Source organism: Streptomyces spiramyceticus, assembly GCF_028807635.1.
GTDB classification, from domain to species: domain Bacteria; phylum Actinomycetota; class Actinomycetes; order Streptomycetales; family Streptomycetaceae; genus Streptomyces; species Streptomyces spiramyceticus.
Map to the genome: position 1 here is coordinate 45272 of NZ_JARBAX010000001.1, position 12905 is coordinate 58176.

At 69.4% G+C, this 12905-nt stretch carries 10 protein-coding genes and 2 pseudogenes; 6 read left to right on the forward strand and 6 right to left on the reverse strand.

Annotation, left to right across the window (positions count from 1 at the left end; all coding sequences use genetic code 11):
• Positions 1-53 precede the first annotated feature (53 nt).
• On the forward strand, positions 54-1418 hold the full coding sequence (locus PXH83_RS00210) for a dipeptidase (RefSeq protein WP_274555274.1): 1365 nt from the start codon (positions 54-56) through the stop codon (positions 1416-1418).
• A gap of 69 nt (positions 1419-1487) precedes the next feature.
• A complete protein-coding gene (locus PXH83_RS00215; protein WP_274555276.1) occupies positions 1488-2105 on the forward strand; it encodes an MBL fold metallo-hydrolase in 618 nt (205 codons plus the stop codon).
• Between the two features lie 843 nt (positions 2106-2948).
• Here the strand turns inward: PXH83_RS00215 and PXH83_RS00220 are convergent.
• Positions 2949-3524 (reverse strand): annotated as a pseudogene (locus tag PXH83_RS00220) (AAA family ATPase); the annotation flags it as partial.
• A 266-nt stretch (positions 3525-3790) separates the two neighbouring features.
• Between PXH83_RS00220 and PXH83_RS00225 the strand changes: the two are divergent.
• From PXH83_RS00225 to PXH83_RS00240, 3 genes and pseudogenes are all read left to right on the forward strand, one after another.
• Complete coding sequence (locus tag PXH83_RS00225; RefSeq protein ID WP_214922839.1) at positions 3791-3970, forward strand: hypothetical protein; 180 nt, start codon at positions 3791-3793, stop codon at positions 3968-3970.
• Positions 3971-4078: 108 nt separating this feature from the next.
• The gene (locus tag PXH83_RS00230) at positions 4079-4855 is read left to right on the forward strand and encodes an SDR family oxidoreductase (RefSeq protein ID WP_274555282.1); all 777 of its coding nucleotides are present in this window, start codon (positions 4079-4081) and stop codon (positions 4853-4855) included.
• A gap of 188 nt (positions 4856-5043) precedes the next feature.
• A pseudogene (locus tag PXH83_RS00240) lies at positions 5044-5289 on the forward strand (NPCBM/NEW2 domain-containing protein); the annotation flags it as partial.
• Positions 5290-5332: 43 nt separating this feature from the next.
• On the opposite strand, the gene PXH83_RS00245 reads toward PXH83_RS00240, so the two are convergent.
• Entirely contained in the window at positions 5333-6295 is a 963-nt protein-coding gene (locus tag PXH83_RS00245; RefSeq protein ID WP_274555284.1) for an ROK family protein, read from the reverse strand.
• A 257-nt stretch (positions 6296-6552) separates the two neighbouring features.
• Between PXH83_RS00245 and PXH83_RS00250 the strand changes: the two genes are divergently transcribed.
• Entirely contained in the window at positions 6553-7542 is a 990-nt protein-coding gene (locus PXH83_RS00250) for a LacI family DNA-binding transcriptional regulator (RefSeq protein ID WP_274562611.1), read from the forward strand.
• A gap of 39 nt (positions 7543-7581) precedes the next feature.
• On the opposite strand, the gene PXH83_RS00255 is transcribed toward PXH83_RS00250, so the two are convergent.
• The 4 genes from PXH83_RS00255 to PXH83_RS00270 all read right to left on the reverse strand — a co-directional run bounded on the left by PXH83_RS00255 (position 7582) and on the right by PXH83_RS00270 (position 12778).
• Complete coding sequence (locus PXH83_RS00255) at positions 7582-9390, reverse strand: serine/threonine-protein kinase (RefSeq protein ID WP_274555285.1); 1809 nt, start codon at positions 9388-9390, stop codon at positions 7582-7584.
• A gap of 117 nt (positions 9391-9507) precedes the next feature.
• Positions 9508-10806, reverse strand: a complete 1299-nt coding sequence (locus tag PXH83_RS00260) for a DUF6986 family protein (RefSeq protein ID WP_274555288.1) — start codon at positions 10804-10806, stop codon at positions 9508-9510.
• Between the two features lie 163 nt (positions 10807-10969).
• Positions 10970-11932, reverse strand: a complete 963-nt coding sequence (locus PXH83_RS00265; RefSeq protein ID WP_214922807.1) for an electron transfer flavoprotein subunit alpha/FixB family protein — start codon at positions 11930-11932, stop codon at positions 10970-10972.
• Positions 11933-11992: 60 nt separating this feature from the next.
• Complete coding sequence (locus PXH83_RS00270; protein WP_274555291.1) at positions 11993-12778, reverse strand: electron transfer flavoprotein subunit beta/FixA family protein; 786 nt, start codon at positions 12776-12778, stop codon at positions 11993-11995.
• Between the last annotated feature and the right edge of the window lie 127 nt (positions 12779-12905).

A 12905-nucleotide genomic window follows, 5' to 3' on the forward strand; every position in this document is an offset into this window, starting at 1 on the left:
ACGAACAACCATTCGTACATGTACACAACGTCGCACCCACGAGGAGCGTGCCCATGACCGCGAATCCGATCGCCGAGACCGTCGCCTCGCTGATGCCCCGCGCCAAGGCGGAGCTGGCCGAGCTGGTGGCCTTCCAGTCGGTGGCGGATCCCGCGCAGTTCCCGAAGAGCGAGTGCGAGGCCGCCGCGAACTGGGTCGCCGGCGCGCTGCGCTCCGAGGGCTTCCAGGACGTCGCGCTGCTCGACACCCCGGACGGCACCCAGTCCGTGTACGGCTTCCTGCCCGGTCCTGAGGGCGCTCCGACCGTCCTGCTGTACGCGCACTACGACGTGCAGCCGCCGCTCGATCTTGCTTCCTGGGTTACTCCGCCGTTCGAGCTGACCGAGCGCGACGGGCGTTGGTACGGGCGTGGCGCCGCCGACTGCAAGGGCGGCTTCATCATGCACCTGCTCGCGCTGCGCGCCCTCAAGGCGAACGGCGGCGTTCCTGTCTCCGTCAAGGTCATCGCGGAGGGCTCGGAGGAGCAGGGCACGGGCGGCCTGGAGCAGTACGCGGAGGCGCACCCCGAGCTGCTCGCCGCCGACACCGTCGTCATCGGGGACACCGGCAACTTCCGCGTCGGCCTGCCGACGGTCACGGCGACGCTGCGCGGCATGACCATGCTGCGGGTACGGATCGACACCCTGGAAGGCAACCTGCACTCCGGCCAGTTCGGCGGCGCGGCACCCGACGCGCTGGCCGCGCTCATCCAGCTGCTGGCCTCGCTTCGCGCCGAGGACGGCTCGACGACCGTGGACGGGCTGACCGCGGACGCCGCGTGGGACGGCGTCGAGTACCCGGAGGCGGAGTTCCGCAAGGACGCCAAGGTGCTCGACGGCGTCGACCTGATCGGCAGCGGCTCCGTCGCCGACCGCATCTGGGCCCGCCCCGCCGTCACGGTGATCGGCATCGACTGCCCGCCGGTCGTGGGCGCGACGCCGTCCCTCCAGGCGAGCGCGCGGGCGCAGATAAGCCTCCGCGTGCCGCCGGGCCAGGACGCCACCGAGGCGACGAAGCTCCTGACCGCGCACCTCGAATCGCACACGCCGTGGGGTGCGCGGGTCTCGGTGGAGCAGGTGGGCCAGGGCCAGCCGTTCAAGGCGGACATCAGCAGTCCGGCGTACACCTCGATGGCCGATGCGATGCGTGTGGCGTACCCGGGCCAGGAGATGCAGGCGTCCGGCATGGGCGGCTCGATCCCGCTGTGCAACACGCTCGCCGCGCTCTACCCGGAGGCGGAGATTCTGCTCATCGGGCTGAGCGAGCCGGAGGCGCAGATCCACGCGGTGAACGAGAGCGTGTCGCCCGAGGAGCTGGAGCGGATGTCCGTCGCGGAGGCGCTGTTCCTGGTCAACTACGCCGAGTCCAAGAAGAGTTAAGCGGAGAGCGGAGATCGCCGACAGCGGAGATTCGTGCGGCGGGCGGCACGCGCTGCGTACGTTCGCCGCATGGATCTCGTCGAGGTAATCCCCGAGCGACTGCACATGTTCCGCTTCCCGATCGGCCAGGCGTACCTCTGGCGCGAGAGCGGGGGGCCGGACGCGGAACTGACCCTGATCGACGCGGGCAACAAGGACGCCGCCCCGGACATCGAAGCGGCGATACGGAGCCTGGGCCTGCGCCCGCAGAACATCCGCCGTATCGTCCTCACCCACTGCCACCGCGACCACGTGGGCGCCACCCAGGAACTCGCCGACCGCTTCGGCGCCGAGATCGTGGCCCACCGGCTCGACGCGCCCGTCATCCGCGGCGACCGGCCGGTGCCGGAGCCCGTACTGCTGGACTGGGAGCGTCCGCTGTACGCGCACGGGCTGACCGTGCCGCCGGCCCCGCCCACCCGGGTCGACCGGGAGGCCGAGGACGGCGACCTGCTGGACTTCGGCGGCGGCGCGCGGGTGGTGCACGCCCCCGGCCACACGGACGGCAGCATCGCCGTCCATCTGCCGGAGTACGGCGTGCTGTTCACGGGTGACTGCGTCGAGGCGTTTTCCTTACCAAACTTCTATACCCCCTCTTTCTTTTCCTATTACCTAATGGTTCTCTATTTTTTATATATCTCTTATTAAACTCCAAATACTTAAACCCATCCCACCAATCCCTTATCACTTAATCCCACACATTCTGTCACTTCTAGTTAATACACAAATAATATCTACATACTCACACTCACAGCAGTCAGTCATCCACCTTATACCCCCCCCCCCCTCCACCCAGATTCCCCCCCCCCCTCACCTACTAAGTCATTTACTTATCTAGTTCAAACTGTCCACCCCTTTTTATTTTTTTTCCGTTTATATTTATCATATTTAGATAAATTTCTTAATTTTAATCTTCAAACTTTGTACTTAAACCTTCTATGAGTAGTATCTCCTATTATATACCATATCCCCTATATATATATTTTTATAGCACTATTATTGCTCATCTCCTTCCATTGTACTCCATTACCCTTTTCCAAATTTCTTTTTTTTCATCACACGCACACTCACTCCCCTAAATATTCTAGATACATCTTACTCTCCCCTTACCTCCTCCTCCCCTCAATTATTCTAGAGATAGAGTGGAAGATACTCAATCCTTAGAGTACCCTGATACCCCCCTACTCCTTCCTAACGCGTAGGTGAGAGATGATAGAGAGTGTCACCCTACTCCTCCTGTATAGTATAGATACCCTCTATGTGTCCTCTCTACACCCACACACCAAGAGAGATAGAGATAGTAGATAGATGTCTCTTTCTTTCTTCACCCCCTACTCGTTGTGTGTGTGTTTTCCCACCCTCTTTAAATACCTACTTTACTCCTATCATACCCGCGCTGGACGCGCTTCTCGAGCCCGCTTGAGACCGGTGTTGTAGGGTGTTTTGAACTTGTGGGCCGCTACCCCCCCCGCGCACTCCTAGTAGATGACACTGCACGATCTCGCAGGCGCCGGCGGCCCCGGTCCGTACCGCGTCGGCTATCCGGCAGGCCGTCTCGGCGGGGCTCAGCCGGCTGGTGTCGATGACGTGGGCGTCGTCGGCGAGCCAGGACAGGGCCGCGCGGTACGGCTCGATGTGCTCGTACGCCCATTGACGTACGCGCTCACTGACTTCCTGGTCGTCCTCCATCTCCTCGCGGTCGGCGATCCGTTGGCGCAGGATCGTTTCGTCTGGCGCCAGCAGTACGTGGCACACCGGGATACGGCGGGCGGCGAGCCCGCCGAATATCTCGTCCCGGTACTCCTGCCGCAGGATCGTCATGGGCACCACCAGCGGCCCGCCGACCTCGGCGAGCAGGGCGGCGGCGGTGTCGACGACGAGGCGACGCCAGATCGGGAGGTCCTGGTAGTCGGTGACCTCGGAGAGTCTTTTCTGCGGCAGCAGGTTGCGCAGTCCCCCGCCGATCAGTTCGGGGTCGTAGAAGGTGCTGTTCGGGATCAGATCGATCAGTTCGCGCGCGGCGCTGGTCTTGCCCGCACTGAACGCACCGTTGATCCAGACGATCACGGTTCCCCCTCTTCCGTAGCCCCCAGTGGCTTGCCCGCAACACCCTGCCACGGAAACCCGGGGTCACCGCATGGTGCCCGCGACCGTTTGGGCACACAACCGTGCTGATGCTGTTGCGGGTTGGAAGCAACGCCGGCGGGCCCCGGCGGCGTCGAATCGTATGACAAGAGTGCCCTGGTGGGACGGGGGAACCGTGACGCACGCGCACGGAGTCTCGTTGGAGCACATGAGCGAGAGTTCGGCTGGTATGGGAACGGGGGTGCGGCATGAGTCGCATGGTGTTGGAACAGTTCCCGGCCGGAGGCCCGAGGGGCAGCTGGCCGGCTGAGGAATTCGCCTTGGCACGACGCGCGGAGGGGTGCCCGGCGGAGGTCGTGATGGACCTGGAGTCGGACGCGTTCCTGGTGATCGTGGTGCAGCGCGTGCCGGAGGGAGCCGGCACGTAGCCGCCGGCCGACCTTTTCCTTTTCTGGCCGGTCGGCTGCGGAAGCTGTCACAGAACGCGCGAGTCGTCGGTTCTTCATGAGTGACAGCAACACGAGAAGGGCCGGCTGATGAACAACAACGGGATCATGGTGACCGGTGCGACGGGCGTACTCGGCCGCAAGGTGCTGGAGCGGGCACGCCGCACCGGGTTGCCGGTGCGGGCGCTCAGCCGCAGGGCCGTGCTGCCGGGCGATGCGGGGGTGACCTGGTTCACCGGTGACCTGGCGAGCGGTGCAGGTCTGGACGAAGCGTTCGCCGGGGTCCGGACGATCATTCACTGCGCGACCGACATCTGGCACTTCAAGAACGACATCCCGGCCTTCCACCACCTGCTGGAGGCCGCGAAGCGGGCCGGGGTCGAGCACGTCGTCAACATCTCCATCGTCGGCATCGACCGGATCCCGTACCCCTACTACCGGATCAAGCTGGAAGGGGAGCGGCTGCTGGCGGCCTCGGGAATCGGCTGGACCAATCTGCGCGCCTCTCAGTTCCCCGAACTGCTGGACAGGACCTTTACCGTCTTGTCCAGGCTGCCGGTGGTCATCGTGCCGGCCCGTACCGTCTGCCAGCCGGTCGACCCGGGTGACGTTGCGGACCGGCTTGTCGAGTTGGCGCTGGACGGGCCGGCCGGACAGGTGCCGGACCTGGCCGGGCCAACGGTGTACACGGTGGACCGGCTGGCCAGGACCTGGCTGCGGGCGGCGGGCAAGCGCCGCCTCGTCCTGCCGGTGTTCATCCCGGGGAAGGTCGGCGCGGGCTTTCGTTCCGGGGCTCTGACCACGCCCGACCGCGCAGTGGGCAAGCGGACCTGGGAGGAATACCTGGCCGAGAAGGTCGTCCGCTGACGTCAACGCGGGCGAGCCGCGCATCCGCAGCCGTGCGACCGCGAAGGCCACGAAGGACGGCCGTCGCCGCCGGGGCCACTGCCACAGGCGGTGAGCAGCGAAGGCAGCGCGACCGCACCCGCGCCCGCGGCCGCACCGCGCAGGAGATTCCGACGGGACATCCGATGTCCTGCTACGCGCGCGGGAAGTGCTCCGGCGTCACCGCGGGGGTGGGTCTCGACGACGAGACGGGCCTCCGGGGCACGGTGGCGTTCGAGATCTGGGCGGACGGCAGGAAGGCCGCCTCGACGGGCACACTGACCAACATCATGCCGTCGCAGCCGATTTCGGCGGATGTGAGCGGTGCGCAGGTGGTGCGTCTGGTGGTCACGGACGGCGGGGACGGGATCGACTACGACCACGCGGACTGGGCCGATGCGAAGTTGAGCTGCTGAGGTGGTGAGGTGGTGAGTCGTGGGGTGATGGGCCGTCAGTTCGTCAGGTGCTGAGGGCCGTCGCCGCTTCGCCCGGCTTCTTCCCGAGCAAGGCGGTGGCGGCCGCGCCGACCAGGCCCGCGTCGGTGCCGGTGAGCGCCGGAGCGACCGTCAGTCGCTGTACGAACGAGAGCGTGGCGTAGTCGCGCAGCGCGCGGCGCAGGGGCACGAACAGCACATCGCCCGCGCCCGCCACTCCCCCACCGATGACCGCGATGTCGATCTCGACCAGCGTCGCTGTGGCGGCGATGCCTGCTGCCAAGGCCTGGGCGGCCCGTTCGAACGAGGCGACGGCGACCGGATCTCCGGCCCGGGCGGCAGCCGCCACCGCGGCGGCGGTGGCGTCGCCGTCGGGGCCGGGCCGCCAGCCCTGCTCGACGGCCCTGCGCGCGATGTTGGGCCCGCTGGCGATCCGCTCCACGCAGCCGCGCGATCCGCACGGGCACGGGTCGCCGTCCAGGTCGACGCTGATGTGGCCGATGTGGCCCGCGTTGCCCGTGGGCCCGGGGTGCAGCTGCCCGCCGAGGACGAGGCCACCGCCGACGCCGGTCGAGACGACCAGGCACAGGGCGTTGTCGTAGCCGCGGGCCGCGCCCTGCCAGTGCTCGGCGGCCGTCATGGCGACGCCGTCGCCGACGAGTGCGACCGGGCGGCCGCCGACCGTACGCCGTACCCGCTCGACCAGCGGGAAGTCGCGCCAGCCGGGGACATTGACCGGGCTGACCGTACCGGCGGAGGCGTCCACGGGACCCGCGCTGCCAATACCGACGGCCGTCGCGCGCTCCCACAGCGGGGACGCGGTCAGCTCGGCGAGCACCGCGGCGACGGCGAGCATCACCGTGTCGCCGTTCTCCCGGGCGGGGGTCGGCCGCTGTGCCCGCAGGAGAAGTCGGCCTTCGCCGTCCACCAACGCGCCGGCGATCTTGGTGCCGCCGATGTCGAGAGCTGCGACGAGGTCGGTGCGCATCGGTGTGGGATCTCCAGGCTGAACGAGGTGGCGGCAGGTCAGAGCCAGTCTCCATTCACCTGACAACGTTGTCCAGGCCCTATGCTCGACGCCACACCCCTTCGCTCCCGCCGCACACCCCGACCGATACCTCCGAGCACGACCCGAGCACTACCCCGAGTACGCCCCGAGCACGCCTCCGACGACGACAGGACAGGACAGCGCACGTGGCCGACACCGAGAGCCGCCCCGAGCCCCGTTACGGCAACCGGCCGACCATGAAGGATGTGGCCGCCCGCGCCGGAGTCGGCCTCAAGACGGTCTCCCGTGTGGTGAACGGCGAACCGGGCGTCACACCCGACACAGAGCAGCGCGTCCATGAAGCGATCGCTGCCCTGGGGTTCCGCCGCAACGACAGCGCCCGGGTGCTCCGCAAGGGCCGCACCGCCAGCATCGGCCTGGTGCTGGAAGACCTGGCCGACCCCTTCTACGGGCCGCTGAACCGCGCCGTCGAGGAAGTGGCCCGCGCCCACGGCGCTCTCCTCATCAACGGATCGAGCGCCGAAGACCCCGGCCGCGAGCAGGAGTTGGTGCTCGCGCTCTGCGCCCGGCGCGTCGACGGTCTGATCGTGATCCCGGCCGGGGACGACCACCGTTACCTGGAGCCGGAGATAGCGGCGGGCATCGCCACCGTCTTCGTGGACCGCCCCGCCGGGAAGATCGACGCGGACGTGGTGCTCTCCGACAGCTTCGGCGGCGCGCGCGAGGGCGTGGCCCATCTGATCGCGCACGGGCACCGCCGTATCGGCTTCATCGGCGACCAGCCGCGCATTCACACCGCTCACGAGCGACTGCGCGGCTACCACGCCGCGATGGAGGAGGCCGGGCTGCGGGTCGACGACGCGTGGGTGTCGCTCGGCAGCACCGCGCCCGAACGGGTTCGCGACGCGGCCACCGCGATGCTGGACGCCCCCGAGCCCGTCACCGCCCTCTTCGCGGGCAACAACCGGGTGACGGTGACGGCCGTACGGGTCCTGGCCGGCCGGGAGCACCCCATCGCCCTCGTCGGGTTCGACGACATCGAGCTGGCCGATCTGCTGCAGCCGGGCCTCACCGTCGTGGCCCAGGACGCCACCGCGCTGGGCCGCACCGCGGCCAACCGCCTCTTCCGCCGCCTCGACGGCGTGGACGACGCCCCCAGCCGCGTGGAACTCCCGACACGACTCATCGCGCGCGGCTCGGGCGAAATACCGCCCTGGACGCGCTGAGCCGGACGGGTGGCCGGACCGCCGTACCGTTGCGCGGCCTCAGCAGACGGGGAGGCCGGGCACCGGCTGGTCGTTGTCGCCGCCCTTGATGTAGACATCGCTGACGAAGACGTTGGTGTTGCCGCTGTCGTCGTCGGTCTTGGCCCACCAGACGTTCGTCCACTGGCCGGAGGTCTCCCTGCGGCCGAGGTTCTGCTGGCAGTAAAAGTAATTGGTGCCGGCGTTCAGGACGCCGACTTCGGTGCCGGACGCCGTGTAGGACTTCGCGGTCTGCCAGACGGTGCAGTTGTACTTGCCCGCGCCGATGGAGTGGCAGGCCGGCTCCGGAGCCGGGGTGCCGGGGTCCCCGCCGCCGGTCGTGGTCGTGGAACCGCCGCTGCCCGAGCCGCCGCTCGTCGAGCCGCCCGAATCGCCCGAGCCCCCTGACGTGTCCGAGCCGCCGGAGGAGCCGGACGTATCCGAATCGCCGTCGTCGGAACCGCCGTCCGATCCGCCCGAGTCCCGGGAGTCCTTGCCGTCGTCGCCCTTCGCGGGCGGCTTCGCGTCCTTGCCCGGCGTCTTGTCGGCGGCTTGCCCGGAGGGCGCGGCGCTGGTCGGCATCTTCGTCGCGGAACGCTCGCCGTCTCCGGGTTCACGCTCGTCGCTGCCGGGCGACGCGCTCTCCCCCGAGCCGTTCGCCAGCTCGCCGGACGTCTGTTCCGTACGGTCGGTGAGGGCGTACGTCACGCCGCCTCCCGCGAGCAGCGCAGCCGCGACACCCGCCGCCACCAGGACCTTGCCGCGCCCCGGCCGCCGCTCCGGAGTCGCGGGCTGGGCAGCGGGAGCGGGGGTAGGGGCCGGCGCGACGGGACCCGGTCCTGGCGGCGCCTGCTGCCGGCCCATCGCGGGGCCGAACCCCTCGGGCCGGTGCGGCAGCACATCGCGCACCGTGGCCTCCCTCGGCGCACCCTGCGACCCGGGGCCGCCCTGCGTCTGCCGGACACCGCCCAGCGCCGCGGTGGCCGTCGTGTCCTCGCCGGCCGCCACCGCCGCCAGCAGCCGGGCCGCCTCTGCCGCGTCGGGCCGCTGCGCCGGGTCCTTGTGCATCAGCTTCTGGAGTACGGGCCCGAGCGGCCCCGAGCGCTGCGGCTCCGGCAGCGGCTCCTGGACGATCGCGGTCAGCGTCGACCAGGTCGACGTACGGCGGAACGGCGAGCCGCCCTCCACCGCCGCGTACAGCGTCGCGCCGAGCGCCCACACGTCCGAGGCGGGCCCCGGTTCGTGGCCCTGGGCACGCTCGGGCGCCAAGTAGTCGAGGGAGCCGACCAGTTCGCCGCTGCGCGTGAGATGGGTGGTGGAGCCGTCGCCCGGGTCGTCCATCGCGGCGATCCCGAAGTCGGTGAGGACCACCCGTCCGCCGGGCTCCAGCAGCACATTGCCCGGCTTGACGTCGCGGTGCAGCACTCCGGCACGGTGGGCGGCGCCCAGCGCCTCCAGCACCTTCACGCCGATGGACGCCGCCTCGCGCGGCTCCAGGACGCCTCGCTCGTTCAGTACGTCGTCCAGCGAAGGGCCGTCGATGAGCTCCATGACGATGACCGGGCGTCCGTCGTGGTCGGCGACGTCGTGCACGGCGATGACTCCGGGGTGGCGCACGCGCGCGGCGGCTCGCGCCTCGCGCTGCATGCGCACCCGCAGACCGGACAGTTCGGGCGCGGAGGCATCGTTGTACGTCCGCAGTTCCTTGACCGCGACCTCACGGCCCAGCACCTCGTCGACGGCCCGCCAGACGACGCCCATCCCACCCCGGCCGAGCTGCTCGACGACCCGGTAGCGGCCGGCGATCCGCTCGTTCTCCCCCGAAGACACCGCTGCCCCGTTCCTGTGTCGCGTGTGTGGACGCGTACAGAGTACGGGGCAGCTGTGACACCGGATTCGGGGTGTCGGCGGCTGTTACCGGGCCGTGGCCGCCACTTGCTGCGGCCGCTACTTGGCCGTGGCCGTGAGGTCGCCGCGGCGCGGCGACGCGAAGGCGTCGAGGTCCGCGCGGGTCAGGCCGGTGAGCCGGGCGACCTCGGCGGTGTCCAGGGCGCCGCAGTCGATGCCGCGCAGCAGGTAGCCGCTGAGCGCCTTGGCGGTGGCGGGCTCGTCCATGACGTCGCCGCCCGCGTGGTTGACGTACGCGGCGAGGCGCGCGGCGGCCTGCTCGTACCCCTCGCGGTAGAACGCGAACACGGCCGCGTACCGGGTCGGGATGTGGGCCGGGTGCATGTCCCAGCCCTGGTAGTAGGCGCGGGCCAGGGCGCGGCGGGTGAGGCCGTAGTGGAGCCGCCAGGCCTCGTGGACGTGCTCCGTGGAGCCGACCGGCAGGACGTTGGTGGAGCCGTCGGACACGCGTACGCCGGTGCCGGCGGCCGCGACCTGCATGATCGCCTTGGCGTGGTCGGCGGCGGGGTGGTCGCTGGCCTGGTAGGCGGCGCTGACGCCGAGGCAGGCGCTGTAGTCGAACGTGCCGTAGTGCAGTCCGGTGGCGCGGCCCTCGGCGGCGCCGATCATCCGCGCCACGGCGGCGGTGCCGTCGGCGGCGAGGATGGACTGGCTGGTCTCGATCTGGATCTCGAAGCCGATCCGGCCCGCGTCCAGGCCGCGCGCCTTCTCGAACTCTTCGAGGAGGCGCACCATCGCGGTGACCTGCTCGGGGTACGTCACCTTGGGGAGCGTGAGGACGAGCCCGTCGGGCAGGCCGCCGGCCTCCATCAGGCCGGTGAGGAAGATGTCGAGGGTGCGGATGCCGCGGTCGCGTACGGCCGCCTCCATGCACTTCATGCGGATGCCCATGTACGGCGCTGCCGTGCCGTTCCTGTACGCCTCGCTGATCAGCCGTGCGGCGCGGGCCGCGTGGGCGTCCTCGTCGGCGTCGGTGCGGCCGCCGTAGCCGTCCTCGAAGTCGACGCGCAGGTCCTCGATGGGCTCCCGCTCAAGCTTGGCCCGTACGCGGTCGTAGACCGGCCCCGCGAGCTCGTCGGAGAGGCCGAGGACGGCGGCGAGCGACGCGGCGTCCGGCGCGTGCTCGTCGAGGGCGGCGAGGGCCTGGTCGCCCCAGCTGCGGATGGTGTCGGCGGCGAAGACGTCGCCGGGGACGTAGACCGTGTGGACGGGCTGCCGGGTCCCTGGGTCTCCGGGGTACCGGCGGGCGAGCTCCTCGTCGACCGGTACGAGGGACGCGCTGATGCCCTCGCTGACCGCGCCTGTGAGGCTCGTCGCCACCTTCTCCTGCTGACCCATTCCAACCCTCCAGTTTTCCGCTTCACGGAATCAACAATCCGCATGGCGAAGTTAATGGTCGGTCATGACCTGCGTCAATGGTCTCCGGAAAGCGGCCGGGGCCGCGCGGTGAAGATCACCACGCGGCCCCGGCTCTTTCCGACTTCTCGCGGACTTCCGCAGGTCAGCCCTTGCGGGCCTTGACCTCTTCGGTCAGCTGCGGGACGACCGCGAACAGGTCGCCGACCACGCCGTAGTCGACGAGGTCGAAGATCGGGGCCTCGGCGTCCTTGTTGATGGCCACGATGGTCTTCGAGGTCTGCATGCCGGCCCGGTGCTGGATCGCGCCGGAGATGCCGGAGGCGATGTACAGCTGCGGGGAGACCGACTTGCCGGTCTGGCCGACCTGGTTGGAGTGCGGGTACCAGCCGGCGTCCACGGCGGCGCGCGAGGCGCCGACAGCGGCACCGAGCGAGTCGGCGAGCTCCTCGATGACGTGGAAGTTCTCGGCGCCGTTGACGCCGCGGCCGCCGGAGACCACGATCGCGGCCTCGGTCAGCTCGGGGCGGCCGGTCGACTCGCGCGGGGTGCGGGAGACGACCTTGGTGCCGGTGGACTTCTCACCGAAGGAGACGGCGAGCGCCTCGACGGCGCCCGCGGCCGGGGCGGCCTCGACCGGCGCCGAGTTCGGCTTCACGGTGATGACCGGGGTGCCCTTGGAGACACGGGACTTGGTGGTGTACGAGGCGGCGAACACGGCCTGCGTGGCCACCGGACCCTCGTCGCCCGCTTCCAGGTCGACGGCGTCCGTGATGATGCCGGAGCCGATACGGACCGCGAGGCGGGCCGCGATCTCCTTGCCCTCGGCGGAGGACGGGACGAGTACGGCGGCCGGCGACACGGCGTCGTACGCGGCCTGGAGCGCGTCCACCTTCGGTACGACGAGGTAGTCGGCGAACTCCGGGGCGTCGGCGGTGAGGACCTTCACGGCGCCGTGCTCGGCGAGCACCGCGGCGGTGGCCTCGGCACCGGAGCCGAGGGCGACGGCGACGGGCTCGCCGACACGGCGGGCGAGCGTCAGCAGCTCAAGGGTGGGCTTGCGGACGGCGCCGTCCACGTGGTCGACGTAGACGAGAACTTCAGCCATGGGACTTCAATCTCCTGCGAGTGCGAAGAATCTGGGGGCGTTTGAGGGGGCGTACGAGTCCTAGATGAACTTCTGGCCCGCGAGGAACTCCGCGAGCTGCTTGCCGCCCTCGCCCTCGTCCTTGACGATCGTGCCGGCGGTGCGCGCCGGACGCTCCGTGGCGGAGTCGACCTTGGTCCAGGAACCTTCGAGGCCGACCTCGTCGGCGTCGATGTCCAGGTCGTCCAGGTCCAGGGACTCCACCGGCTTCTTCTTGGCGGCCATGATGCCCTTGAAGGACGGGTAGCGGGCCTCGCCCGACTGGTCCGTCACGGACACGACGGCCGGCAGGGAGGCCTCCAGCAGCTCGCTCGCGGTGTCGCCGTCGCGGCGGCCCTTCACGACGCCACCCTCGACGGAGACCTCGGAGAGCAGCGTGACCTGCGGGACGCCCAGGCGCTCGGCCAGGATCGCCGGGAGGACACCCATGCCGCCGTCGGTCGACGCCATACCGGCGATGACCAGGTCGTAGCCGGTCTTCTCGATGGCCTTGGCGAGCACCAGCGAGGTGGCCATGACGTCACTGCCGTGCAGGTCGTCGTCCTCGACGTGGACGGCCTTGTCGGCGCCCATGGACAGCGCCTTGCGCAGGGCGTCCTTGGCGTCCTCGGGGCCGACGGTCAGCACGGTGATCTCCGCGTCGTCGGCCTCGTCGGCGATCTGCAGCGCCTGCTCGACGGCGTACTCGTCGAGCTCCGACAGCAGGCCGTCGACGTCGTCGCGGTCGACGGTCAGGTCATCGGCGAAGTGCCGGTCGCCGGTGGCGTCGGGCACGTACTTCACACAGACAACGATCCTCAAGCTCACGCCGGCTCTCCTACTGCATCGTCTATTTCTTGACTGCCTCGTTGCAGGCAGCATAGGCGCCTGAAGGGGCGGATCCCGGTCGGGGCGGACCCCGCGCCGACTGGAATATTACTCGTCAGTACACCCA

Coding starts and splice junctions, on each gene's coding strand:
- PXH83_RS00260 (WP_274555288.1), bottom strand. CDS start 10,806: ATGGGTCAGCAGGAGAAGGTGGCGACGAGCCTCACAGGCGCGGTCAGC.
- PXH83_RS00210 (WP_274555274.1), top strand. CDS start 54: ATGACCGCGAATCCGATCGCCGAGACCGTCGCCTCGCTGATGCCCCGC.
- PXH83_RS00225 (WP_214922839.1), top strand. CDS start 3,791: ATGAGTCGCATGGTGTTGGAACAGTTCCCGGCCGGAGGCCCGAGGGGC.
- PXH83_RS00245 (WP_274555284.1), bottom strand. CDS start 6,295: ATGCGCACCGACCTCGTCGCAGCTCTCGACATCGGCGGCACCAAGATC.
- PXH83_RS00215 (WP_274555276.1), top strand. CDS start 1,488: ATGGATCTCGTCGAGGTAATCCCCGAGCGACTGCACATGTTCCGCTTC.
- PXH83_RS00250 (WP_274562611.1), top strand. CDS start 6,553: ATGAAGGATGTGGCCGCCCGCGCCGGAGTCGGCCTCAAGACGGTCTCC.
- PXH83_RS00265 (WP_214922807.1), bottom strand. CDS start 11,932: ATGGCTGAAGTTCTCGTCTACGTCGACCACGTGGACGGCGCCGTCCGC.
- PXH83_RS00230 (WP_274555282.1), top strand. CDS start 4,079: ATGAACAACAACGGGATCATGGTGACCGGTGCGACGGGCGTACTCGGC.